Annotated in this window: 21 protein-coding genes and 1 pseudogene; 9 read left to right on the top strand and 13 right to left on the bottom strand. The window is 44.0% G+C overall.

Features of this window, described 5'->3' with window-relative positions; all coding sequences use genetic code 11:
• Positions 1–129: 129 nt before the first annotated feature.
• Complete coding sequence (locus L4B77_RS14985) at positions 130–1,377, top strand: RidA family protein (RefSeq protein ID WP_429751380.1); 1,248 nt, start codon at positions 130–132, stop codon at positions 1,375–1,377.
• A 239-nt stretch (positions 1,378–1,616) separates the two neighbouring features.
• Entirely contained in the window at positions 1,617–1,973 is a 357-nt protein-coding gene (locus L4B77_RS14980; RefSeq protein ID WP_429751378.1) for a hypothetical protein, read from the top strand.
• Between the two features lie 239 nt (positions 1,974–2,212).
• Here the strand turns inward: L4B77_RS14980 and L4B77_RS14975 are convergent.
• Positions 2,213–3,799 (bottom strand): annotated as a pseudogene (locus tag L4B77_RS14975) (BCCT family transporter).
• Positions 3,800–4,250: 451 nt separating this feature from the next.
• Between L4B77_RS14975 and L4B77_RS14970 the strand changes: the two are divergent.
• Positions 4,251–7,418, top strand: coding sequence for a chitinase C-terminal domain-containing protein (locus L4B77_RS14970; RefSeq protein WP_429751376.1), 3,168 nt, complete (start codon positions 4,251–4,253; stop codon positions 7,416–7,418).
• 338 nt (positions 7,419–7,756) lie between these two features.
• Here L4B77_RS14970 and L4B77_RS14965 read toward each other — a convergent pair whose 3' ends face one another.
• A complete protein-coding gene (locus L4B77_RS14965) occupies positions 7,757–8,011 on the bottom strand; it encodes a YgjV family protein (protein ID WP_261840118.1) in 255 nt (84 codons plus the stop codon).
• A 538-nt stretch (positions 8,012–8,549) separates the two neighbouring features.
• Here L4B77_RS14965 and L4B77_RS14960 point away from each other — a divergent pair.
• Both L4B77_RS14960 and L4B77_RS14955 read left to right on the top strand, forming a co-directional pair.
• Positions 8,550–9,734 (top strand): serine hydrolase, encoded by a 1,185-nt coding sequence (locus tag L4B77_RS14960; protein ID WP_429751374.1) that lies wholly within the window; start codon positions 8,550–8,552, stop codon positions 9,732–9,734.
• A 175-nt stretch (positions 9,735–9,909) separates the two neighbouring features.
• Positions 9,910–10,203, top strand: a complete 294-nt coding sequence (locus L4B77_RS14955; RefSeq protein ID WP_012600484.1) for a YkgJ family cysteine cluster protein — start codon at positions 9,910–9,912, stop codon at positions 10,201–10,203.
• Between the two features lie 151 nt (positions 10,204–10,354).
• Here the strand turns inward: L4B77_RS14955 and L4B77_RS14950 are convergent, their stop codons facing one another.
• From L4B77_RS14950 to L4B77_RS14925, 6 genes are all read right to left on the bottom strand, one after another.
• Positions 10,355–12,031 (bottom strand): RluA family pseudouridine synthase, encoded by a 1,677-nt coding sequence (locus L4B77_RS14950; protein ID WP_429751372.1) that lies wholly within the window; start codon positions 12,029–12,031, stop codon positions 10,355–10,357.
• Positions 12,032–12,182: 151 nt separating this feature from the next.
• Entirely contained in the window at positions 12,183–12,803 is a 621-nt protein-coding gene (locus L4B77_RS14945; RefSeq protein WP_261840115.1) for a glutathione S-transferase family protein, read from the bottom strand.
• A 35-nt stretch (positions 12,804–12,838) separates the two neighbouring features.
• A complete protein-coding gene (locus L4B77_RS14940; protein WP_261840114.1) occupies positions 12,839–13,870 on the bottom strand; it encodes an NADP-dependent oxidoreductase in 1,032 nt (343 codons plus the stop codon).
• A 141-nt stretch (positions 13,871–14,011) separates the two neighbouring features.
• Positions 14,012–14,605, bottom strand: a complete 594-nt coding sequence (locus L4B77_RS14935) for a TetR/AcrR family transcriptional regulator (protein ID WP_372093597.1) — start codon at positions 14,603–14,605, stop codon at positions 14,012–14,014.
• Positions 14,606–14,752: 147 nt separating this feature from the next.
• On the bottom strand, positions 14,753–15,226 hold the full coding sequence (gene bamJ, locus L4B77_RS14930; RefSeq protein ID WP_261840112.1) for a BamJ family beta-barrel-assembly machinery protein: 474 nt from the start codon (positions 15,224–15,226) through the stop codon (positions 14,753–14,755).
• 57 nt (positions 15,227–15,283) lie between these two features.
• Positions 15,284–15,910, bottom strand: coding sequence for a thiol:disulfide interchange protein DsbA/DsbL (locus L4B77_RS14925; RefSeq protein WP_429751368.1), 627 nt, complete (start codon positions 15,908–15,910; stop codon positions 15,284–15,286).
• A gap of 260 nt (positions 15,911–16,170) precedes the next feature.
• Between L4B77_RS14925 and L4B77_RS14920 the strand changes: the two genes are divergently transcribed.
• Positions 16,171–16,809 (top strand): OmpA family protein, encoded by a 639-nt coding sequence (locus L4B77_RS14920; RefSeq protein ID WP_429751384.1) that lies wholly within the window; start codon positions 16,171–16,173, stop codon positions 16,807–16,809.
• A 103-nt stretch (positions 16,810–16,912) separates the two neighbouring features.
• Here L4B77_RS14920 and L4B77_RS14915 read toward each other — a convergent pair whose 3' ends face one another.
• Both L4B77_RS14915 and norR read right to left on the bottom strand, forming a co-directional pair.
• Positions 16,913–17,272 carry a glutaredoxin family protein gene (locus L4B77_RS14915; RefSeq protein ID WP_429751366.1) on the bottom strand — a complete coding sequence of 120 codons (360 nt, stop codon included), beginning with the start codon at positions 17,270–17,272 and terminating at the stop codon, positions 16,913–16,915.
• Between the two features lie 89 nt (positions 17,273–17,361).
• Complete coding sequence (gene norR / locus L4B77_RS14910; RefSeq protein ID WP_429751364.1) at positions 17,362–18,954, bottom strand: nitric oxide reductase transcriptional regulator NorR; 1,593 nt, start codon at positions 18,952–18,954, stop codon at positions 17,362–17,364.
• A 352-nt stretch (positions 18,955–19,306) separates the two neighbouring features.
• Here norR and hmpA point away from each other — a divergent pair, with 352 nt between their 5' ends.
• Positions 19,307–20,503, top strand: coding sequence for an NO-inducible flavohemoprotein (gene hmpA, locus L4B77_RS14905; RefSeq protein WP_372091961.1), 1,197 nt, complete (start codon positions 19,307–19,309; stop codon positions 20,501–20,503).
• A 98-nt stretch (positions 20,504–20,601) separates the two neighbouring features.
• Here hmpA and L4B77_RS14900 read toward each other — a convergent pair whose 3' ends face one another.
• A complete protein-coding gene (locus L4B77_RS14900; RefSeq protein ID WP_429751361.1) occupies positions 20,602–21,582 on the bottom strand; it encodes a TDT family transporter in 981 nt (326 codons plus the stop codon).
• Positions 21,583–21,825: 243 nt separating this feature from the next.
• Positions 21,826–23,217 (bottom strand): H(+)/Cl(-) exchange transporter ClcA, encoded by a 1,392-nt coding sequence (clcA, locus tag L4B77_RS14895; RefSeq protein ID WP_429751359.1) that lies wholly within the window; start codon positions 23,215–23,217, stop codon positions 21,826–21,828.
• A 510-nt stretch (positions 23,218–23,727) separates the two neighbouring features.
• Between clcA and L4B77_RS14890 the strand changes: the two genes are divergently transcribed.
• Entirely contained in the window at positions 23,728–24,711 is a 984-nt protein-coding gene (locus tag L4B77_RS14890; protein ID WP_429751357.1) for a CobW family GTP-binding protein, read from the top strand.
• 182 nt (positions 24,712–24,893) lie between these two features.
• Positions 24,894–26,180 carry a DEAD/DEAH box helicase gene (locus L4B77_RS14885; RefSeq protein WP_429751355.1) on the top strand — a complete coding sequence of 429 codons (1,287 nt, stop codon included), beginning with the start codon at positions 24,894–24,896 and terminating at the stop codon, positions 26,178–26,180.
• Between the two features lie 63 nt (positions 26,181–26,243).
• On the opposite strand, the gene L4B77_RS14880 is transcribed toward L4B77_RS14885, so the two are convergent.
• Positions 26,244–26,393: an IS3 family transposase gene (locus tag L4B77_RS14880; protein ID WP_429751382.1), complete on the bottom strand. Its 150-nt coding sequence runs from the start codon at positions 26,391–26,393 to the stop codon at positions 26,244–26,246.
• Positions 26,394–26,406: the final 13 nt, after the last annotated feature.

Below are 26,406 nucleotides of genomic sequence, written 5' to 3'. Positions count from 1 at the left end.
GTAATAGTCTGATGGGGGTCACGTTTAGCTTAAAATAATTAAATTAATATGGCGCTACTTTAATCATTCTTTCCAATACGATTATTAAATATAAATACGTATGCCTATTTTATAAAAAGGATAATACCGATGAGTAGCGATATCATTAAAGTTTCAAGAAATACTGAAAATGCACCAATTAATTCTGTATCTACACAAACGGTCGCTTTTTCTCATTATAATAACTTTTCTGCTCAATTACCTGTTAATCCAAAAACAGGTGAAATAGTAACTGGTGATATTAAAGACCAAGCAACACAATGCTTAAATAATATTAAAGCGATTGTTGAAAGCATCGACCATGTAATGGATGATGTCGTGAAGATTAATGTTTTCGTTAAGAATATGTCTGATATCGATGCTATTGATGAAGTTTACAAAAGCTTCTTCCACAACAGCCTTCCTACACGTACAGTGGTGGGTGTGGCTGCGCTACCGAACAGTGACGCTTTAGTACAAATGGATGCGCTTATTTCAAACGGCGAAGGCACTAAACCACAAGCACCTTGCGCGCTAGTTAAGGTATCAAGAAATACGGATCATGCGCCTCAAAGTGATGTGTCCACACAGACCGCAGCCTTTTCTCACTACAACAATCTTTCAGCTCAGTTACCTATAGATGTAACCACCGGTGAGTTGGTTAATGGTGGTATCGAAGCGCAAACAGCACAATGCTTAGCAAACATTAAAGCTATTCTAGAGAGCATCGGTCATGTCATGAATGATGTGGTTAAAACCACTATTTACCTTAAAAACATCGAAGATGCTGAAAAGGTAAATGAAGTGTGCACTAAGTTCTTCCCAAGTTATGTTCCAGCACGTACTGTTGTTAACGCGGCTGAACTACCAATGGGCGCTTTAATTCAAATTGATACATCCGTTTCACATGGCGACGGTACACCACCGCAATTACCAGAAGACACTCGCTTATTGGTTATTGAAACCAATAATACTGCTGCAGCACCATTCATGCCTTATTCGCACACCGTCGCTTTCTCTCACTATAATCATATTTCAGGCCAATTGCCTGTAGACCCGAAAACAAATGAATTAGTTTCTGGTGGGGTAAAAGAACAAGCTGAACAGTGTTTGAGAAATATTAAGTCGATAATTGAAAGTGTTGACCATAGCATGGACGATACGGTGAAAATTAATATTCAACTTAAGGATATTTCAGATATTGATGCGGTAAACGAAATCTACACTACATTCTTTAATGCTGAGTTACCGGCAAGAACGGTAGTAGGGGTTTCAGAGATCCCAATGAATGCTTTAGTACAAATTGATGCTGTTGTTTCTAACTGTGAAGGTACGCCTCCACAAGACGTTGTTGCTTAAACCAAGCGGAACCTTTTTCGACAATAGTGTTTAAATTTCGGACCTAGCCCCTAAACAAGGCGCTAGGTTCGATTATCTGACTAGCCAACCTCATTCCAAGATGTAACACCACCATTAAGCCCCGCCACACCGCTCACTCCAAATACTAAAATCAAGCTTCTACCCGACACATGGTGTTTATTGAGTCGAAGTGTTTTAATATCCAATCAGACGCTTAACGTAAGAAAGAAAACCAGTTTATGTCATTTCGAATTGTTTTAATTTTGTGCCTTACCTTGGTGGGTTGTTCGTCCAATCAAGAGCTGGCTCCTGACACGGCAACCATTACGCTTTTTTATGATGATACATCGATCTCCGCGGGCGTATTAGAAGATAACACATTCAATTCAGTGCTCGCGGATAGGGTTGAAAGTGTCACTTTTTCGGGCTCAATACGAAAACAAGATTCTGGTTATTTAGTCGATATGCGCGTGACTCGAGAAAAGAAAGATCCACGTTCAACTCGACAATTAGACACTTCGCTTCATATGGAACCGGGAAAGTTGGTGGATGTTGGTGGTGTAAATAATGATGTATATAGGCTGGTTTTGAAGTAGTGAATTCAACGTGCGTAATTCATGTGCTTGTGCTTTACTTCAACTTCAGTCATGGTTGCCGAGGTTGATAAGTTTCAATAAGTTGAAATACTTATAGATACAATAGCGTATAGGGAAGGTGCTTATCGAAGCAAGCCCTAATCAATTAGACAGCGAACAGACAAAACAAAGCCACTCAGGTTATGCCTTGAGTGGCTTTGTCGTTTAATACGCTATGCGAAACTGAATCGATTTAGGTATTAAGCAATGCCTTGATCTCTTGCCATCTGGTTCGCTATCTTCGGAGCGTGCCATAAACATGGCAGCAAGATGAACGAAACAGGAACGGCGGTGATCACAATGAACGACTGTAGAGCGGAGATGCCGCCAGAACCCATTGAGATAAGTGCGATCGCGACCACACCCATAATGATACCCCAGAAGGTACGCACCGCAGCGTTCGGCTCTGTCGTACCGGTCATTACTACACTGATGGTGTAGGTCATTGAGTCACCGGTTGTCACGATGAACGTGGTCGTCAAGATAAGGAACAGAATCGAAATCAAAGTCGGCAATGGCAGTTGAGCGGTAATGGCGAGCAGAACCGCTGGAAGGTTGAAGCCTTCGAACGCACTAGAAATCACACCTGGGTTTTCTAATTCAAACGCTAAACCACTACCGCCAACAATACTGAACCAAAAGCATGTCACAAGTGGGGCAATGATGCTGATAGAAACAATCATCTGGCGAATAGTACGACCACGTGAGATACGAGCAATGAAGATTGCCATCATAGGCCCATAGCCTAAGAACCATCCCCAGAAGAATACCGTCCAACCGCCTAGCCATTCCGTATCTTGGCGGTAAAGCGCCATTGGGATGAAGTTATCCACCATTTCACCGATACCTTGCAGGTAGCCATCGATGATGAAACTCGTTGGGCCGACCAGCAGGATGTAGCCGATTAGGCACACTGACAAGATGATGTTGTAACGACTGATCAGTTGGATACCTTTGTTCACGCCGCTTAAAGCAGACAGTGTGTACATTGCGATAGCAAAGATAATAACCACACTTTGAGTCGCAAAGCTGTCTGAAATACCAAACAATTCACTTAGCGCATAACTGATTTGTAGGCCAAGGAAGCCGATTGGACCAATAGTCCCCGCCGCGACAGCGACGATACTACAAGCATCAACAACGTGACCAATTGAGCTGTTGATTGCCTTGTCGCCAAGCAGTGGGTAAAGCAGAGTGCGAGGCTTAAGAGGAAGGCCTTTGTCGTAATGCAAGTGCATTAACACGATCGATGACAAACCACCCAAGATTGCCCATGCAAGGAAACCCCAGTGCATGAAAGATTGTGATAAGGCATTGAACGCCATCGCGTGAGGATCCGCGTTGCCATACAGTGGCGGAGCTGAAACAAAGTGAGCAATTGGTTCTGCCGCGGCCCAAAAGACCCCACCACCGGCAAGGAGTGTACATAGGACGATCGACATCCATTTAAACGTGGTCATTTCAGGTAGGGCAAGCGTTCCTAAACGAACGTGACCTGTACGCCCGAGTGCAAGCACTAAGCCGATAATGAAGTTGAGTAGCAGTAGGACTTGCCAGAAAGCACCGAACCACTTAGTTGAGTAACTAAAACCGATGTTAACAAGTTCGGACAACACGGAAGTATTAGTGAAAGCGAGGATGACAAAGAGGGTTAAAAAACTGCCACTAAGCTAAAAGACAGGGTTTCCGAGTTCCAGCTTTTCACCCAGTGATTGGGCTTTAGTGAAATCGATAGAAGTAGATTCTGCGTTGATGTTTTCGTTGGCGACTTGCGTCAAGTTGGACATTATTTCTTCGCTATATTTGGCTTTTTCAAGCCTATGTATTTCTCCCACACTTGCATAGAAATGTGAGGCTCGTCAAAAAAGTCGCCGATACTAACACATTTGTCATCAAAAAATGGGCGAATTCCGAAAAGAATTCAAAGTTGCCTTTAAATCACGACTTTTTGACCTGTTTTAATGCGAATTATTTCTCAGCTCTAAATGACATATCTGATTATTAATGGCGTATTTTTTTGCTTCTCCGAAATAAAGGAATATTAGTTATTGGTGCAAAATAAGTGTCGACCTATTGCATGGCATCAGCAAATTAATGCGAGTCATTCTGTAAATGTGGAATATTTTATGTGCTTAATAGTGGCTGTTATCTACAGTTCTTTTGTGAAGATATTTAAGCGGTAAGGAGAGTACCGCTTAAATTAAATATATTGAAACAAGAACTTAAGGGATCGTTAATATGCAATTAAACCAAGGAAGAGTGGCCAAGTCGGTTTTTACACTCAGTACACTCAGCGCGTCATGTTTGATGGCATTCAACAGTTATGCTGCTGTGGATTGTTCAACGTTAGAAGTGTGGGACGCTGCTGCGGTATACACGGGGGGGGATCAGGTTTCACATGACGGCAGTGCTTACACTGCAAATTACTGGAATCAAAATAATAACCCAAGCCAATTTGAAGGCGATTACGCACAATGGAAGAAAGTCGATGTGTGCAGCAGTGACGGAGGTGGCGGTACGCCAAATGAAGCCCCAACAACGTCATTAACGGCGCCAACTGCATCTGATGCGATTATTGAAGGTGATAATGTGGTACTGAGTGCTACCGCGCTAGACGTTGACGGCTCTGTGGTTTCGGTTGAGTTCTTCGTTGATGGTGCATCAGTCGCGGTAGTCACAGCGGCACCTTTCGAAGCAGTTTGGGGTGCAACGCCGGGTAACCATCAGGTTTCGGTTGTAGCAATGGACAATCAAGGTGCAACGAGTGTTGCAAGTACCGTTTCTATTTCTGTTGATTCCGTTAGACCTGGAAATGAGGCACCGACCGTTTCGGTTGCGCTTTCCGCAGCTTCGGTCGATGTTGGCGGTGTGGTAACGCTTACTGCAACAGCCGCAGACAGCGATGGCACCGTGGATAAGGTTGATTTCTATGTGGCTGGCGCTCTTGTCGGTACAGCAGCAACGAGCCCTTACACGTTAGATTACACAACCACTCAAGCGGGGACATTGGCTGTTTACGCGAAAGCGACAGACAACCAAGGTTCGATCACAGATTCGGCATTGGCCTCTTTGACTGTAAACGGCACTTCAACAGTGAGCACATGTCGCCCTGATGGCTTGTATCAAACTCAAGGTATCGATGTTCCTTACTGTACGATTTACGATGGTGAAGGCCGTGAAAAAATGGGTGCGGATCACCCGCGTCGTGTTATTGGTTATTTCACAAGTTGGCGAGCTGGGGATGACCCACAAGCGGCTTACTTAGTCAATGACATTCCTTGGGAGCAACTCACACATATTAATTACGCTTTTGTAAGTATTGGCTCTGATGGCAAAGTAAACGTAGGTGATGTGAACGATCCCAACAATGCAGCGGTTGGCAAAGAGTGGCCGGGCGTGGAAATTGATCCTGCATTAGGCTTCAAAGGTCACTTTGGTGCATTAGCCACAGCGAAGAAGAAACACGATGTGAAAACGCTAATCTCAATCGGTGGTTGGGCGGAAACTGGGGGGCACTTTGCCACTGACGGTAGTCGAGTTGCTGATGGTGGTTTCTACACAATGACGACTAACGCTGACGGTTCTATTAACCATCAAGGTATCGAAACATTTGCAACTTCCGCGGTTGAAATGCTGCGTAAGTACCAGTTTGATGGTTTAGATATCGATTACGAATACCCAACCTCAATGGCGGGCGCAGGTAATCCATACGATAAAGAGTTCATGGAGCCCCGTCGTCAATACCTATGGGCTTCTTACCAAGTGTTGATGAAAGTGCTCCGCGAAAAACTCGATGTGGCGTCCGCACAAGATGGCAATCACTACATGTTAACGATCGCGGCACCTTCTTCTGGTTACCTGTTGCGCGGTATGGAAACATTCGATGTGACTCAGTATCTCGATTACGTAAATATCATGTCTTATGACCTTCACGGAGCTTGGAATGACCATGTAGGGCATAATGCAGCGTTGTTCGATACGGGTAAAGACTCAGAATTGGCTCAGTGGAATGTTTATGACACGGCAGCTTATGGCGGTATCGGTTATCTGAATACAGACTGGGCTTACCATTATTTCCGTGGTTCGATGCCGGCTGGCCGAATCAACATTGGCGTGCCTTACTACACTCGTGGCTGGCAAGGTGTAACCGGTGGCGAAAATGGTCTCTGGGGCCGAGCTGCACTACCAAACCAAGCGGAATGTTCAGCGGGTACCGGTGAAGGTGAGAAAAACAACTGTGGCCATGGTGCAGTTGGTATCGATAACATGTGGCACGACACTGATCCGAAAGGCAACGAAATGGGTGCGGGCTCTAACCCGATGTGGCATGCGAAGAACTTAGAGAAAGGTATTTGGGGTTCTTATGCTGAAGCTTACAAGCTTGATCCTGTGAATGATCCTTCAGATGTTCTAACGGGCACTTACACGAGAAACTACGACAGCGTCGCAGTCGCACCTTGGTTGTGGAATGCAGAGAAGGGCGTGTTCCTTTCAACAGAAGATAAACAATCTATCGATGTGAAAGCAGACTACGTTATCGACAAAGAGATCGGCGGCATCATGTTCTGGGAACTCGCAGGGGATTACAACTGTTATGTACTCGATGCGAATGGCAACCGAACGTCTATCGATACGACTGAGCAAGCGTGTAATAGTGGTAACGGTGAGTTCCACATGGGTAACACCATGACGAAAGCTATTTACGATAAGTTTAAGTCTGCAACACCGTATGGAAATAAAGTAGCGACGGGTGCTATTCCAACGGAAGCACTCGATATTGCAGTATCGGTTGGTGGCTTCAAAGTCGGTGACCAAAACTACCCAATTAACCCTAAGATCACCTTCACCAACAACACAGGACAAGCACTTCCGGGTGGCACTGAGTTCCAATTTGATATTCCTGTGTCAGCGCCTGATAACGCAAAAGATCAATCGGGTGGTGGTTTAACGGTGATTGCTTCCGGTCATACTCGTGCGAATAACATCGGTGGATTAGATGGTCCCATGCACCGAGTGGCGTTTACTTTGCCTACGTGGGAAGCGCTTCCTGCTGGTGGTGTGTATGAGCTAGATATGGTGTATTACTTACCTATTTCAGGTCCGGCTAATTACGCTGTGAATGTCGGTGGTGTTGATTACGCGTTTAGCTTCGAGCAACCAGATCTACCATTAGGTGATATCAGTTCAGGTGGCGGTAACCCTGGCGATGGTGGCACTAACCCAGGTACATGTGATACAGCAGGTTTAGCGGTTTACCCAGACTTACCTCAGAAAGATTGGGCGGGTAACCCAAGCCATGCAAACACAGGCGACCAAGTGGTTCATAATGGGAGTGTTTACCAAGCAAACTGGTGGACAAGTTCTGAACCGGGTAGCGATGGTAGCTGGACGAAAGTATGTTCATAACCAGTCGTTTCACTGTTATGTCGAGGCTTTTACGTTGAATATCATTAAACGCTGAAATACAAGACAATAAGTGTCAATGTCTTAAAGTCCTGTTTCTCAGTAATTTAGTGGTCATTTTCTAAATTAGAGTAAACGCATAATGACAACGCCGAACTGAACCCAGTTCGGCGTTTTTATATCACTCATCGATGGAGCGTAGAGCCCTCTTTAAAAGCGATGACAGTCGGTTGATACCAAAGATTAGGTAGAAAAAAGCCCAAACTGTGCTTCTGTTCTTGATTAGAACGAGAGGAACCGTTTGGGCTTTTTCAGAATGATTTGAACCGCGAGTCGCTAGTTTAAGCTTTCGCTGTTTTCATCGCTTGCGTTTTTTTTTCCTTTTGCATTTTTGCAAGGAAGTAGATGTTGACACAAGCGATAAAGCCGTTGGTGGCGGCAACTGGCCATGCGTCAATCATGATGCCGTATGCTGTGAATAGAGCACAGCCAATAAAGTTAAGGACACGTAGACGAACAATGTCTTTCATCGTTAATGAAATAGCGACCATAATAGACGCAGCGTAACCTAAAATTTCAACCATATTGAATTCCATTGTTTGACCCTCTTAAATTTGCCGATACTTTGTCGGTACCAATTCTTCTCTTCATGAGATGATTGAGGAAGCTCCGTGCCTCGAATGGTCTGGTTATGTTTGACGGAAAAACTATACCAAGCCTGTTTTTGTGATTAAACCCCCAAAACGGGTAGAAGTGAAGGTTAGCGATTACGCAAACGTTTAATGACCTTTCTATTAACATAATTACTATTTATGTTGGAGCGTAAACGAATAAAAATATGGGTATGTGTAAAAGCACTGTGAATGACAAAACGATTCAAATATGCAACAAAAATAATAAAAATGTTGAGTTTTCGCTTTGTGATATGCTATCCAGATACCTGATCGTAACGCAGCTATTTACGTAAAATACATTCACTCGGCCAATGCTATGTACTTCAAGTATAGTCAATGGATAAGTTGTGTTTTTTTATTTGTAACGAAAGGTAGATTTACGTAAAGCAACGTTAAGTTCGCGCTTCTTTTGCTGGCATTTGTTTATACTGGTCAAAACGTTAACTTATGGTTTGACTCAATGAAATTGTTCTCCAAATACTCTCTTTCGCTAATCAGTATATTCATTGTAACTCACGCTGCGATGGTTAGTCATGTCGCTGTCGCTTCACCTTCTATTATCCCAAATCCCCCTAGCTTAGGCGCAAAAGGCTACGTCTTAATCGATTTTAATTCAGGAGATATTTTAGTCGAACACAATGCCCACACTAAATTGAATCCAGCTAGCTTGACCAAGCTCATGACCAGTTATGTGGCAGGGCAAGAGATGAAGCGAGGCAACATTTCGGCGAATGATAACGTTAGAATCAGTGAGAATGCGTGGGCTAAGAACTTCCCAGACTCTTCAAAAATGTTTATTGAAGTGAACACTAATGTCGCAATGATGGATCTTTATCGTGGCTTGATTGTTCAGTCGGGCAATGATGCCAGTGTTGCGATAGCGGAGCATGTCGCGGGTTCACAAGATGCTTTTGTCGATTTAATGAATTCTTGGGCAAGGTCTTTAAAACTGGAAAATACCCATTTCGCCAATGCACATGGCTTAGATGCTGACGATTTGTATTCTACTCCTTATGATATCGCTCTAATCGGCCGTGCCATTATTCGTGATCTACCGGATGTGTATGGCTTATACAGCGAACGTTCTTTTAGTTACAACGGCATCACACAGCACAACCGTAATGGCTTGTTGCGTGATAGAAGCTTAACGGTTGATGGCATGAAAACGGGCTACACCTCTGGTGCTGGCTACAGTTTGGCGAGTTCAGCGACACAAGGTGAGATGAGACTTATCGCGGTTGTGATGGGCGCATCGAGTGTTAAGAGCCGTGAGTCAGACAGCAAACAGCTGTTGAGCTATGGTTTCCGTTTCTTCGATACACTAAACCCGCACAAAGGTGGCGATCAAGTGGCTGAAGAGAAGGTATGGTTTGGTGAGCAAGACACGTTGAAGGTGGGTGTTGCCGAAGATATGTTTATTACACTGCCTAAGTCAGACAGTAAAAAGCTGACTGCATCTATCGAGCTTAACTCTGAACTGAAAGCGCCAATTGCAGAAGGTCAAACCTTAGGTGTGGTTCATTACACCGTTGACGGTCAAGATGTTCAAACTCAACCTTTGATCGCGCTGGAAGCGGTTGAGCAGGGCGGTTTGTTCAAACGTTTAATGGACTACGTTAAGCTGTTCTTCGCGAGCCTATTCTAAATAGGTAGAGTGGCGATAAGCCGCAATGAAAAGTCGAAATATTATGGGTGTTGTGAGTGAATCACAGTGCCCATTGTTATTTCTACATCAATGAAAACACCATGCCGCACTATCTTTATTAGCCGTAGCGAGCGGTTTCGATTACTATACGCAAAATTTAGCAGTGTAGTCACTTATGACGATAGAGATAAAGAACGTAACCGAACCGGAAGTAACCTGTGCCAATTGTCAGGCATGCTGTTGTCGTTTAGAGGTTATGATCATCACAGATACGGGCGTACCCGAAGAGCATATCGCTTACGATGAATGGGGGGGTGAAACCATGCTGAGGTTAGACGATGGTTGGTGTTCGGCGGTTGATAGAGAAACATTGATGTGTACTATCTACGAAAACCGGCCGTGGATCTGTCGTGAGTTCGAAATGGCCTCTTTTGAATGCGTTGATCAGCGTAAGGATGTCATGGGCTAGGTGTCTGTATCGTTGACGTGAGTAACAAAAAGTATACGACCGACTGGTGATAAGCATATTAGAAAATCAAATGTCAGGGTCGTATATCTTAAGCAGATGTCGAACCCTGATGTGTTTCACGAGATAAGAGTTTTAGCGCGAAAATAAAAACCTAAAACTCAGAAGGCACTTCAAATTCCATCCATTCACCGGTTGTCGGGTGAATCAACTTTAGGTAGCCAGCGTGCAGGTGTAAGCGCTCGCGTTTGTATCCGTATAAGTCGTCACCACGAATCGGCACGCCAAGCCCTAATGGAGAAGCGCAGTGTACTCGTAGCTGGTGGGTTCGCCCGGTTTTAGGGTACAAGTGAACCTTGGTTTTGCCATTATGAGTGCTCACCGCATGCCAATGAGTTTCTGCATTTCGGCCGTGTTGGTGGCAAACCAGTTGTCTTGGTCTGTCTGTGATGTCGCCGCGCAAAGGAAGGCTGATATCGCCAGATTCACCCGTTATCTCACCATCTAACAAAGCGGTGTAGCGCTTCTCTACGGTTCTATCAATGAACTGCTTCTGAATGTGCTTGTTTGACTCCGCCGTGAGCGCCAAGATCAACAAGCCTGACGTCGACATATCCAATCTATGAATAATCAAAGGGCCAGTCGCATCCGGGTAACGTGCTTTAATGCGTGTATAAACAGAATCTTCGATAAACTTACCAGGAACCGACAAGAACTCTTCAGGCTTATTGACGACTACGATTTCATCGTCTTCATAAACAATATCAAAAGATTTACCAACCGCGGGGTTTACGATAAGCGGGTTATCTTCTAGCTCTATGCCACTTAGCTGGTGTTCGAGGATCTCAAAGCTTTTACTCTGACAAACCGGGTACAGGTTTGCGTGTTGTCGAATGATATCTGTAGGCGGTAATCCCCACCAAAATTCAGACAAAGATAACGGCTTGAACCCGTGTTCAAACGCAAAGTTAAGCAACTTAGGTAGGCAGCAGTCACCAGAGCCTTCAAGTGCGTCTTTGCCATCGAGCAACTCGAGTAAATTCTTAGATTGCTTGGCTTGATCCATAAAGCGATAGTGAGAGAGACGTTGAGTTTCCAACTGCTCTGAAATGGCTTGGTGATCTTGCTTACGGTTTTTCAGTTCGCTTTCAATCAAATCAACGTGTGATTGGCGCTCTGCGATCTTCTGTTTCCACTCAATACGAAGTGCTTTTAGGTCGCGTTTCTCTTGGCTACTTTGATTGCCCAGTTGTTTGAGCAAATTCGCCGCTGACTCTAGATTCCCTAATGCTTTTTCTTGATTGGCTTGTTCTCTGAGTTCGTTACGCTGAGCTTTGTTCGCGGCTATTGCTAACTGAAAGGTTTCGATAGCTTGTGCTGATTCGATTTTTAACCCTTCAAGCTCGGCCAATAATGCGTCTAGATTGTGCGATTGTTGTAGCTTTTCAATGTCGTCCGCAAGTTGCAATTGGCGAGCAAGGTTCGCACTGTTTTGAGATTGAAACTGTGTTGAATCGAAGGCTGGTGGAACAAAGTGAATGTTGTTTAACTGAGAGACCAAAGCCGGATCTAACTGCAAGCCAGAAAACGCAGAAAGGTAGCCTAACGCTTGTGTGGTCGGGTTCTGAACAAGCAGCACAGCGTAGAGATTACCTTGCGAGTTTTCATTCACACCACAGTCGACAAGTGATTGCTGAAGCTGCAGCATAGCGAATTCACACACAGGGTGCGGCGTATAGTAATACGGGAACGTAAAGCGAGTCGGTAGCGCTAAATCGACATTCGTGTTTGCTAGGTACAAAGGTGTGTATTGAGCGAGGTTTTCTGGCATTAAGATCAAACTCTATGGCTGTTCAGTTAGAGTTCGGTATTGTTGTCGAAATGAAGACAAATGAGAAGCCAAAGCAGAAGATAAATCGGCTTTGGCTTCATTTAGATTGTTATGTTCATGCTATGGAAGCACGTGTTTGAGTGAAACTCGATCAGTTCGAGTGTTCTAGCTCTACTTGCTCTGCTTTTTGATAAGCAGGGAGGCTCGTTAAAAGCTCACCGTATTTAGCGATGTTTGGATAGAGCGCAGTTGCACCAAAGTTAGCAGCGATTTCTACGATGAACGACATCATAAAATCTGCACCCGTTAGTGTGTCTGCAACCAAGTAGGTTTTACCTTCAAGTGCATTATTCACGTAAGTTAAGATCTTTTGGTTTTCATCGTCTGCATAACCGCCTAGGAAGTTAGTTTCACAGCCGTCTTTCATCACAAAGATCTTAAGCAACATTGGCAAAATACCTGAGCTTTCAGCGAAGTGAAGCCATTGCGAATATTCCACGTAGTCTGCGGTGCCACGTGTAGGTGCGAACTTACCCTGACCGTATTGGTCGATGAGGTATTCCGTGATAGCACCAGATTCAGTGATCACGACGCCATCGTCTTCAATGACAGGAGACTTACCCAATGGGTGAATGGATTTGAGTTCTGGTGGTGCAAGAAAAGTGACACTGTCTCGTTGGTATGGTTTGACTTGGTAATCTACCCCAAGCTCTTCCAATAGCCAGATGATACGCTTTGAGCGCGACTTATTCAGGTGATGCAAAGTAATCATGATTCTACCTAGTTAACGGGTTCAGTTTATTGAATTTATTTAGCTTCATTCGTTTTGATTACAAGCTTACCGAAGTTCTGACCTTCTAATAGGCCCATGAATGCTTGCGGCGCATTCTCTAAACCTTCAACCAGGTGCTCACGATAGTGCATCTTGCCTTGAGACAACCATTCTGTCATTTGAACAGCAAACTCGTTGTAACGGTGCGCGTAGTCATCAAAGATAATGAAACCTTGCATCTTAATTCGTTTAACCAGCAACATACCCATCAGGCTAGACATACGATCTGGGCCTTCAGGCAGTGAAGTCGCATTGTATTGAGAGATAAGACCACACACAGGAATACGAGCACCGGTATTAAGCAAAGGCATGACGGCATCGAATACCTTACCGCCAACGTTTTCAAAGTAAACGTCGATGCCGTTGTCACACGCTTTAGCCAGTTGCTCTGCGAAGTCGTCAGCTTTGTGGTCGATACACTCATCAAAGCCAAGAACCTCTTTCGCGTACTGGCACTTCTCTTGACCGCCTGCAACGCCGATAACACGACAGCCTTTTAGTTTGCCGATTTGTCCAACGGTTGCACCTACGGCCCCTGTTGCTGCCGCAACGACTAGCGTGTCACCTTGTTTAGGTTGGCCGATATCAAGCAAGCCCATGTAAGCCGTAAAACCAGGCATACCCATGATGCCAAGCGCGTAAGAAGGGTGCGTTGGTTCTTTGCCGAGTTTGATTAGGCCTTCACCATTGGACACTCCAAGATCTTGCCAACCTGTATAAGCCAGTACCCATTCGCCAACTTCGTAATCAGCGTGGTTTGACTCTTCAACCTGACATACGGTTGCGCCAACCATCACTTCATCAATCGCAACGGGATCTGCGTAGGATTTAGCATCGCTCATACGACCACGCATGTATGGGTCTAGAGAAAGGTAAACTGAGCGAAGTAACATCTCGCCGTCTTTAATTGTTGGTGCGGCTACTGTCTCTAAACGGAAGTTGTCTTGAGTCGGTGCGCCAACTGGGCGAGAAGCCAATACGATGCGGCGATTGTCTTGTTGAGTCATTGGATATCCTTAATTGTGTGTTTTATATAGTTAGAATTAGACCAGTCGTCTAGTCTTGTTGCCTAAAAATCCCGCCATCATCAAACTGATAAGAGGGCGGGTGATTTGTTTTAAGTTAAAGCTAATAAAACGCGAAGCGCGTTAGTGGCTTTCACCTTTCAAAATTCGTTCGGTAAGGCTTAAAGCCGACCGTAAGCTATGTGAGCTCTGGCTCAGCTTGCTCAATAAACTTGCGCCTAACCACACAGAATATAGGTTTTGAGCGGCTTCTTGGCTGTCTTTAACCTTTATAGAGCCATTTTCAATACCACCAACAATGCACCGTTCGATGCTGTTGGTCACTTTCTCCGCACCTTTTAATAGCGCTTGTCGCATCGGTTCAGAAAGATCAGAAACTTCCGCACTAAGCTTAACAACCAAGCATTTATGGGCGTTACAGGCTCCGTTTTCTGTCTTGGTCCATAGCGAGAAATAGTTCAAGATTCGCTGATAATGATTACCTTCACCGTGTACTAAAATCGCTTCAATCTTAGTGATGTAGTTTTCAAAATAGTGTTGAATCAACGCCTCGCCAAATTGCTCTTTAGATTTAAAATAGTGGTAAAACGATCCTTTCGGCACGTCCGCTTCTTTAAGCAATTGTGATAGCCCAACACCATTAAAGCCGCTGTTCACTATTAACTGATAGCCCACATTCAAAATATGCAGGCGTGTGTCATTGGTTTTTTCGTTCATGAGCATGACTATAAATTAAATTAGACCAGTCGTCTAGTTATCATTTTTCGAGGCGTGATTCTGTCGCAATAAAAGTGTCTTCAAATGTACAGCTATAAAAAAGCCCCGACATCGCTGGTATGCTGGGGCTTAAATCGGTCACTTTGATTACTGGATAGAGATGAGTTCTACATCAAAAATCAGAGTCGATGATGGTGGAATAGGGCCTGAACCGCCTTTGCCGTATGCTAACTGACTCGGGATAAACAGACGAACTTTCTCGCCTTCAACCATGTAAGTTAACCCTTCTTGCCAGCCTTTGATTACTTGCTTAAGGGTAAATGAGATTGGCTCGCCACGCTCAACAGAGCTATCGAAAACAGTGCCATCAATTAAGGTACCATGGTAGTGAACCGTTACTTTACTGTTCTTTGTTGGGTGCTCAGTGCCAGTACCTTTTTCAAGAACCAGATATTGAAGACCGCTGTCAGTCGTAATCACACCTTCTTTAGTGCCGTTCTTGAGTAGGAATTGTTGGCCTTGCTCAAGGTTTTCCTCACCAGACTTATGGTTCATCCAAGTTCGGTAGATCATGAATCCCGCCAAAAGAAGGACAATGACTGGAATGACAAATTTAGACATAGTAAAACCTATTTTTAGTTAATGCTTAGTTCGTGAATCAATCAGCTAAAGCCGTGATTATGGTTGAGTCAAAAGGTAGTTAATCGTTTTCGCGATGCTGGTAACGTCTTGGTGACCGGCTGTCAGTACTTGGTATTTACCATTGACGATAAATGTTGGTACTGAATTGATCTGGCCTTTTACGGAAATCTCTTCAGCTTTCTGAATGTAATTAAAAAGAGTGACTTGCTGCTCTTTATTGAGCTGATATGGGCTGACTAGATCACGAGATGTAAACGCAGTTTCTAGTGCTTGTTGGCGTTGTGCTGGAGTAGCATCCGCACCCATTTGAACGGCACCAAAGAGGTCATCCATGAAAGCGTGATCAGGCGTCGCATCAAGTTGCATCACGGCCGTGTAGTAGATCATTGCGCTGATTTGAGCGCTTTCATTGAAGGTAACGTGCATCTTGCCGATAGTTTGATCGGTTAGAGCTTCAATCTCTGGAATGGCACTTTCCATTTTACGGCAGTGCCCACAGTTAAGAGAGAAGATTTCGGTGACTGGAGCGAGATCGAACTCAGTTAGAGCGGTTGGGAGCATTTCGTATTGAACGCCTTTTTGTGGCTCGTTGGTTTCACTGCAGCCCGCGATAATCAATACCACAGAAAGTGCTGCGATGAGTTTAATAAGTGGTTTAAACATAATGTTTACTCTAGCATTAATAATTCCGGAGATTCTAACTATTTAGAATGGATTGGAAAACAATTATAAAGTAAATAAATGCAAACAGATCGCATAACAGGGGGGAAGAAAGCTTTGTTGATGGCTAACTCGTGATCCAAAGCTGTTTTYTGATATGAGCCTTCATTTTGTCTAAAGTTTTTCTCGACGTGCCGATACAGACATTAGTGAAAGGTTAATCTGCATGAGCGGTTGGTGAAGTAATGAGATATTTAGTCATAATGTTAAGCATAGCTTTGGCGGGCTGTAAAACAACATTACCAAACAATATGTTCGGTGATGACATGCTCGCAACTGCACCTCAATCGGATTATGATCTTAAGCACCCGGAGTGGGGTGTAGTTCAAACGACATACGTGTCGAGTGATCATGCCTACACAACTCAAAGCCGCACTCAACAACGCGCCACAATTACGACTAACTATGGACGTGGTGTGTCAACAAATGACCCATTGGAAGTCTTTTTAAGACAGAACCGTATCGACTTTGAAGTTCTGCCGGGTAACCATGTCATGGTAAAACTAGAGCAACATGTGAATTTTAAAACAGGCTCTGCATTCCCAGAACCTAATTATAATCAATGGTTGGATACTCTGGGCAGTTACCTGTCGCAACGTCAAGATATTGATGTGGTGATTGAAGGCCACACAGATAATACTGGCAGTGAACGTATTAATGAATCGCTTTCTGAGCAACGCGCAAAAGAAGTGAAAGCTCGATTAGAGCGAAACTCTGTTTCAAGTCGTTCGATTTATACGCGCGGTTTTGGTGAGTATGTCCCTGCTTGTACGAATGCATCTGCACAAGGAAAGGCATGTAACCGTCGTGTTGAGTTGATGCTTATTTTAGCTAAGAAGTAGCGCGGAATTCAAAGTAATTGATAGATTCACCAACATGGAAAATAAAGAGACCAGACATAAAAAATCCCGCAATCGAAGAGGGATTTTTCATGTCTGGTTTTGTTTATGTGAATTGCTTCTCTAAATAAGCAATGATGTCAGAAGATTCATACATCCATTCAGTTTTACCGTCTTTCTCAATGCGTAGGCAAGGCACTTTCACACGGCCACCGCCAGCTTCAAGCTCTGAACGATGCTGTTGGTTATTTTTTGCATCGCGAAGGTCAAATTGAACCGATTGACGTTTCATCGCGCGGCGCACTTTCACACAAAATGGGCATGCTTCGAATTGGTATAATGCGAGGTTTTTTGCTTGCTCATTCACTTGATTTTGCGCTTCTTGAGAGCGTTTTACACCACTCGGGCTGAAAACAAAATTCAATAACAAGATGACACGGCCTAAGAACCAACGGATAAACTTCATAACTCTCTCTACATATTTAAAATTAGCGTTACAATTTGCAGCATTATATACACAAGTTTTGTCAGATGCTCGCAACAAACCGTTAATCTCTATTTTGTCCGTTCGATCGTGTGAGACTTAGCCACATTTAGCCCTAAACGCTTAGACAATCGAGTCAGGTTCGCTCGGTCTGTTTTCAGAACTCGCCCTGCTTGTGCCCAGTTAAAGTTGGCATCTTCCAGCACCCCTGTAATGATGCTACGCTGAAAATCGTCCGTTGCACCCCGTAGCCCTGCAGAAAGGTCGACCGTTGGTGTCGATAACGGGGTGTTCTTCACCTGTGTCGTCGCAATAGGCTGATCTTGGTCGAGTGGACCACAATCTTCTTTGTTTATCGTAACTAGGTTCTTGTTGTTGCTTCGAGCCAGCGCCTTAAGTGCTGAACGACTGATCACATGTTCAAGTTCTCGCACGTTACCTGGCCAACTATAACGATTTAGGAAAATAAGAACATCGGAACGAAACTTAACTTGGTTGATGCCAAGCTTACGACGAGCTTGTTCTAGAAAGAAGCCCGCTAATAAACTGATGTCGTCACCTCGATCTTTCAAGGCAGGCACTGCGATCGGGTAGACAGTGAGTCGGTGGTATAAATCGGCTCTAAATCGACCGTTTTCGACTTCTTTTTTGAGATCTCGGTTGGTTGCCGCTAATACGCGAACATTAATGGTCTTGATGTTGTCTTGGCCCACCGGTTGAATTTCGTTATTTTGTAGTGCACGAAGTAGCTTACTTTGCGCAGCTAACGGCAGTTCGCCAATTTCATCGAGGAATAGTGTGCCACCGTCTGCTAAGGCAAACTTGCCCAGTCGATTTTTATCCGCTCCGGTAAACGCCCCGCGAACATGACCAAACAGTTCACTCTCCACCAAATTTTCAGGAATCGCCGCGCAGTTAACATAGACAAGCGGATTACGTTTACGTTGCGATTGATGATGCAAGGTGCGAGCAACGAGTTCTTTACCGACACCTGTATCGCCATGAATCAGGATATTAAACTCGGAAGGGGCGACAATCGCGATGTCATTCTTTAGCGCGACCATCGCATCACTTTTACCGATAAGTTCGCCACCATCGCGCTCCCATGCTTCAACATTTAATTCTTCCAGCAGTTGTTTCGACTGTTTTGCTTGATGCTCCAACTGTGAAAAGGTTAAAGCCATTTGCATACTGGAAGCTGCAATTGCTGCGAGTACTTCTAGGTTACGTGCTGGAATATTGGAGAACACATTCGGTGTCAAGCTATCAAGTGTTAGAATACCAAGCAGCTTATCGCCAAATAATAGAGGCAAACCCATACAGGCATGCATGGGTAAGTCGCCGTCATGATCTATTAATAAACCGTCAAAAGGGTCGGGCAGTGAGCTATCAGAATCGAATCGAACAGGAGAGCGAGAGGCGCATATCTCAGTAAAGCGAGGGTGTTCTGAAATGATAAAGCGACGGCCGAATGTATCTCGACTGAGGCCTTGCATTGCGATAGGTACAAGCGTATCGCCTTGAAGGCTCAAAAGTGCGACACAATCACATGTGATTGTCTTACGAATCGCGTCGAGTAAGCGATTGAAACGGTCTTGATCATTCACGCCACTCGCAAGGCCAATCGTCATTTCCATGAGAGTTGATGCTGAAATATCTTGCATAAAAGCTTCATACTGTTTGTGTTTTTACACATGATGGAGTCTTTATGACAATAATGAAAGGTCTTTTTGACAAGTTTTTAAATAAATATTGGGAAGGGTAGTCATTTACAGCAAGCTATCACGTGTTGGCACTGTTTGTGCATTACCTTTAGTCGCGTGTTGTCTATATGACTGAATACCTAAACGATTGTTGGTCATAATCAACGAATACGAAGGCATTAATCCACGTCATTTTTTATAACAAAAATGTCGCCATAGAGCACATTGACAAAAAATTGCTATAAAGTCACCTTTAAATAAACGAGTCAAATTGACATTAATGGTCAAAAGGCTCAGTGTCCGGAGTAAATCAATGCTAAACAATCTACATATCAACATCATCAAATCGACGATTCCTCTTTTAGAAAATGCAGGCCCGGCTCTAACCCAACACTTCTATCAACGTATGTTTATACATAACCCTGAGTTAAAAGATATCTTCAACATGACTCATCAAAGAACAGGTCGCCAAGGTGTGGCACTGTTTGAAGCTATCGCAGCTTATGCAAAGAACATTGAAAATCTAGCGGCGCTAACTTCAGCCGTCGAACGAATTGCACACAAGCACACAAGTTTTAATATTCAACCTGAGCATTACCAAATTGTTGGTCTTCACCTGATTGAGACATTACGTGAACTAGCTGCTGACGCGTTTACTCCAGAAGTGGAAGAAGCGTGGACAGAAGCTTACTTATTCTTAGCCCAAGTATTCATCGACCGTGAAGCTGAACTTTACCTACAACGAAAGCAAGCTGTCGGTGGTTGGGAAGCTGCGCGTTCGTTTGTTATCGTAAACAAGGTTAAAGAGTCAGCACTGGTTACTAGCTTTATCCTAGAGCCAAAAGATGGCGGTGACGTTTTGGATTACACTCCAGGCCAATATATCGGTATTGAAGTAAAACCTGAAGGTGCGCAGTACAACGAAATTCGTCAATACTCACTGTCAGATAAACCTAATGGAAAAAATTACCGTATCTCAGTGAAGCGTGAAGGCCAAGGTCAAGATGTGCAAGGTGTAGTGTCTAACTACATGCACGATATGGCGGTTATCGGCGATGAAGTTAGCCTGTACGCACCTGCAGGTGACTTTAGGTATCAAGAACGCAGTAAACCAGTGACGCTGATTTCTGCGGGTGTTGGTTTAACACCAATGCAATCTATGCTTGAATTCTTGAACAACGAGCAGAAAAATGAATCGGTTCTATATCTTCACGCATGTGAAAATGCAGAGCAGCACTCTTTCACGACTCGCGTTAAAGATATTGTTTCTGACAAAGGCTGGGAAGCAAAAACCTGGTACATGAACAAAAACGAGTCTGCAGGCGAAAACGTATATGAAGGTCAAATGGATCTAGCTTCTATTTCCGATATTGATGGTTTTCAAGAGAGTGATTTCTATATTTGTGGTCCTATTGGTTTCATGAAAAATATAGTGGATCAGTTAGAGGCACTTAAAGTGGATCGTTCACGCGTGCATTACGAAGTCTTTGGCCCTCACGCTCACTTTTAAATCAGTGGCTGACTCTACGAAGTAACTACGAACTAAAAAGACCTCTTTTTATGAGGTCTTTTTTGGGACGATGACAAAAGTGACTTTTTGAGTTCGATTTAAGAACGCTTGATCTTTTGGGACCGGTAATCAGAATCAAAAAATTCGGGCCAATACATTCTCACGTAGCCGCCAGCGACCCAAGTGACTAATACGGTTGCGATGGTTAGTTCCAAGAAACCAAACTCATGTAGCCAATACCATTGTGGATAGTCGGTACCGAAAAATGTGGTCAAGCGATGCATGGCTACGGCGCTGATCACGGACGGGAATGTGACCGCTGCTATGGAGGGCTGGAATTTAAGACGCATTAATCGGATATAACACAAGTAAATGAGTAGGGTCATCGTAATAGCGATGCCCGCTAAAGCGCCAGTAAGAATTGGGTCTGGTTCGTCAAAGTTAACTAAATATACCGCCAGTGACAAGTTGACAGGTGCTGCCATTATAGCCAATGTTGGTCTGGCTCTTCTTGGAAGTTTTCCTTCAAAAACAAGCCGGTACAATACAACGGGTAACATGAAAAAATAGATCGCAATACAGGTGGATGCCAGCGTTTCGGAAAAGACCGTATGCCCAAACTGTGTCGCCGCTAATGAACTGCTGATTAAGCCTACCGGATACAGAAACCAACTAGGCACGATGTTAGACATTTTGAAATTGATGATCTGAAAGCTGAAAAATAGCACCATCATTGTAAAGTGCAGTAATAGTGCACAAAACCAAATGGGATAGGCAATAACTGGGGATATTTCTGCGAGATAATCGCACAGAATAAGAAGCGCCATGCTCATTGGTGCCATTAAGCTACCACTGATTGGATGGCGGATATCATTCAAGAAAGTACTAAAACTAGTGAGGTAGCGAAGCAAAACGGGGAGTAATAACAGCGCACCTAATACCGCAAGGTAGGGACGAATGACTTCACCAATGTCGGGTAGATATAAAGCCCAAGCTTGTCCTAGTCCAATCACTCCAAGTGCTAAAGATGCCTGCGATGGCGGTACATTTTTTACTTGAGTCAATCTTTTCCAGTTCAACGACTTGCTCCAACTTAGCTAATTTTAGAACGTATATTTTGATCACAACGTTCAGATGTGCCACTGATTGGATTTCAATGTCATTGGGCACTTAAACATGTTTGGCCCGGATAATAACAAGTTTAAGATTTGCTTTTTTGATTTTGGTTCGGAATCGGGACATTAACCCCGGCTCTGTTGGCCTCATGTTTTTCCGATATCGATCTTTAGCTATCTATCTGAGCGTCACTCGTGAACTTTGTTTTACTGTGGAAGATCTTGTTGTCTCAGTTTTTCATTCTTTAGAGTACGGTTGAGCAGTTGACTGTAAATAGGTTGACCACCAAGCAGTTGAGCAACGATTACTGCACCCAAGCAAGTGATGATCAGTGGCAGAATTAGATAGTAATTATTGGTCATTTCGATCACTAATAAGATGCCTGTAATAGGAGCTCGAACGGTAGCCGCAAATAAGGCGCCCATACCGGCAATCGCAAACATTCCAGGGGCCATATTGAGTTCAGGGAATAGCGCAGTGAAAGTTAAGCCAAATGCATAACCGAACAGCGTACCAAGCGCGAGCATCGGGGCAAAGATACCGCCAGGAGCGCCAGAGCCAAAACAGAGCAATGTGGTAATCACACGTCCTAAGAATAAGACTAATAAAATATTTGCGCTGTACCCACCATTGGTGATGTCCGGAATAATACCGATACCACCACCGGTCAACTCGGGAACGTAAAGGAGTAATATACCAAAACTACCACCAAGCAAAGTCCCCGTGAGCAGATAGCGTTTTGTGTCGTTTTTATGGATAGCAACAAACATATCTTGAGCAAGCGTGATCAGCTTATTGAAAATGACGCCAAAGACCCCAAACAACACGCCAAGAAGCAAAAACAGCCATAGCGCGCTCAGCTCGGGTGGCTGGTATTGCGGCATGGTGATAACCGCAGATTGACCATTGATGTAACGGAAAACAATATTGGCAGAAATGGCAGAGATAATGACGGCTTTAATTGAGATGAGAGAATAGCGGAACTGGGGTCTCATTTCTTCAACTACAAACAGGATACCGGCTAACGGTGCGTTAAAAGCCGCTGCGAGCCCGCCGGCCGCGCCTGAGGCCAATAATGTGTGTCGGCTATCGTCGTCTTTTAAACGGAAAATATCCGTCACCATACGTCCAATGTTGCCGCCCATTTGTACGGTAGGGCCTTCACGACCAAGTACCATACCGGAGCCTAATGCGCCTAATCCACCAAAGAACTTAATAGGAAGTACTCGCCACCATCGAACTGGACGCATGTTATCCATCGCCCCTTCAATTTCGGGAATCCCTGAACCTGACGCTTCTGGAGCGAATCGGTGAACGAGAAAGTAACCAATAAAAGCTAAGATTGCGCTGATCACAAAAGCCGCGAACCAAAGTGGTACAAAATTAGTGATCTCATCTTTTAGCCAATCGGTTCGAGTTTCTGAAATAAAATGAACTGCGATTTCAAAGTAACTACCGACAAGACCGGCAAGTACACCAACGATACAAGCTAGAAAAAGAACCGAGATGGAGGCTTTGTCTCTAGAGAGAAATTGGTTGATAGCGTCCCTTGGCACTTTTGCTAAAAGGGACTGCTTAATTTTCTCTCTTTTTGTCATTAAGGTAAGTTTCCTGAATTGATGCTTTGATGTTGCAGTAAATTATACGCGTCATATACAAATCCTATAGCAGTAAAGATGCAAAGTTGAATTCCATTTATAAGCAAGAGTGGAATCGCTGTCACAAAATTGTTCAATTATTTGGTGGTTACTTGAATTTCACCCAAGATGAACCATAGTTAAATCGTAAAGCAACATAACGAACCGCAAGGAGAAGTGAGGTTTTACACACAATTTGGATGGATTCAGAAACAAAGTTTTAGTTCCTCGTTAAATGTTCAGGTCGATATATAAGACTTCCTGATTCGCGAACTCACGATTGAGTAACGAGGGTGAGGCGTACTGAGTAAGTACGCCTTTAGTTCGTCTGGAGCATCCCATTTCCGCATTTTGCTTATCTCTTCTGATTATTATCGCTCCAACCTCTATTAACGAATCTCAGTGTAAACAATCGATTGGGGTCAACTTTTGGGTGATTGAGTATATACTCCCTTAAAAAGGAGAACTGATATGACTAAAAAAGTTCCTACAAACATCATTACGGGTTTCTTGGGTGTTGGTAAAACGACAGCCATCTTGAACCTGCTAAAAAATAAACCTGAGAATGAAAACTGGGCTGTTCTGGTTAATGAGTTCGGGGAAATCGGCATTGACGGTGCATTGATGACAGATCAAGGTGCTTTGATTAAAGAAGTGCCGGGTGGATGCATGTGCTGTACTGCGGGTGTTCCTATGTCGGTGGGTATTAATGCGTTACTTCGTCAAAAACCAGACCGTTTATTGATTGAGCCGACAGGGCTTGGTCACCCTAAACAAGTGATTGCGACACTGACTTCAGATCAGTACACACCTTATGTTGATTTAAAAGCGACGCTTGGTTTGGTTGACCCACGAAATCTATCCAATGAAAAGTACACCTCGAATCAGAATTTTAATGATCAATTAGACAGTGCTGATGTGATCATTGGAACCAAGGTCGATCTCGTTCATTCTGAAGATATCGATGTGTTTAATGATTGGGTGACGGATCAAACGCCAGCAAAAGTCTTTCACAAGCTAATCCATGACGGTGAAGTGCCATTGGAAGTGTTGGACATTGAAAGAGTATACGGCAGTGCTTCATCTCATATTGAAGCGCACCACCACGATCACGCTGAACAAGAGCCTCAATTCCAACTTCCTCCCGGTGAAGCTTTCATCCGTAAAGAGAATAAAGGACAGGGCTATTTTAGTTGTGGTTGGTTGTTTGGCGCAGAGCATAAGTTCGACTTCGATGCGCTATTCTCTCTGTTGTCGGATCTAACCGCTGAACGTGTAAAAGCGGTAGTGAACACCGACCAAGGTTGCTACGCATTCAATGTGGCCAATCAAGTGGTGTCTGTGAACGAAATTACGCTTGATGGTTTTGAATCTCGACTGGAAGTGATCGACTCTCAGATCATGCCGTGGGGCGATCTCGAACAGATTCTACTCAAGCTGTGTGGCATCAAATAGCCCTGTTTTGGCAGCTTGAACCAAGGATCTCGGTGTTTACTTCGTTTAAGGCGGGGTAAACATCAGATTAAATGAGAAAGTTTGCGTTACATCACGATAAATGTGAGATAAATCACTCTAATTACTTTATAGTGCTCGGCTGAAATAAGAATGTAGGCTGTCTGCTTAAGGAACCCGTAACAATGTCATTTTCCTCTCAAGGTTTTGCTCCTGAATTAGTCAAAGCGTTGACTGAGTGTGGTTATGAAAAACTCACTCCAATTCAACAAAAAGCGATTCCAATGGCTCGTAAAGGCCATGATATTTTTGCTACTGCTCAAACCGGTACGGGTAAAACAGCGGCATTTTCATTGCCTGTTATCCAACACCTTTTGAACAGCGGTAAAAAAGCGTCGAGAGGGACGGCTCGCGGCCTTATTCTTGCTCCAACTCGTGAGCTTTCTGCGCAGATCGCTCAAAATATCAAAGACTACGTTAAATACACAGAACTGAGCGTTGCTGCGGTTTACGGTGGTAATAAAATGTCTTCACAAGTTCGTCAACTAGAACTGGGTGTCGATATTTTGGTTGCAACACCTGGCCGTTTAGAAGAGCACTTAGAAGCGGGTAACGTGTCTATTGCCAACCTAGAGTTTCTAGTCTTTGATGAAGCTGACCGTATCCTTGATATGGGCTTTATCAATGCCGTTCGTAAGATCATGTTGGATGTAGAAACATCACCGCAAATCATGATGTTCTCGGCAACGACTTCGACTCAGTTAAACCAACTGTCTGTTGATATTCTGCGTAAACCAAAACGTATTAGTGTTGAGCGCGAAAACTCAACGGCTGCGACTGTTGGTCACGTGGTTTACCCAGTGGATCAAGAACGTAAAACTGAACTGCTTTCTGAGCTTATCGGCCGAAAAAACTGGCGTCAGGTGCTTGTGTTCGTGAACTACAAAGAAACAGCGAATAATGTAGTTAAAGAGCTTAAGCTTGACGGTATTAAAGCGGTACTTTGTCACGGTGATAAAGCGCAAAGCGCTCGTCGTCGTGCGTTGGATGATTTCAAAGAAGGTAGAGCACGTGTGATGGTGGCAACCGACGTTGCGGCTCGTGGCCTTGATATCGAAGACTTACCGCACGTAATTAACTACGACATGCCTTTCCTAGCGGAAGATTATGTTCACCGTATTGGTCGTACAGGTCGCGCAGGTAAACAAGGTCACGCAATCTCTTTCGTTAACCGCGAAGAAGAGCTGACTGTTGTTCAAGTTGAAAAACTGATTCAACAGCGTATTCGCCGTGTTGAACAACCGGGTTATGAACCGAAGAAACGTGATGCTTACATCGAGAAGCTGAACACCAAATCGGCTTACAAAAACCGTCAGGGCCGTAAGAATAACGCGAACGAAGAGCCACAAGATCAAGCAAGCGCTGAACGTCGTTTGACTATGATGAAGCGAATTAAAAACCGTCGTAAGTAATTACGGTTGGTGATTGAAAAGAGCCACTGTTATGAAGTGACCCCATAAAGTTGGACATTTCTGTTAAGCGGCTTTCAAGGCCTGAGTTCGATATTCTATCGGAGTCAGGCCTTTTAGTTTCACTTTTATACGTTTGGTATTGTAGTACTCGATGTATTCTTTAATTTTCTCTATCAGTGCATCTGCATCTTCAAAGCTTTGGTTGTGATACATCTCTGTTTTGAGT

Source organism: Vibrio minamisatsumaniensis (genome assembly GCF_050337445.1).
Lineage (GTDB): Bacteria > Pseudomonadota > Gammaproteobacteria > Enterobacterales > Vibrionaceae > Vibrio > Vibrio artabrorum.
This window is presented reverse-complemented; position numbering and strand designations above follow the sequence as displayed.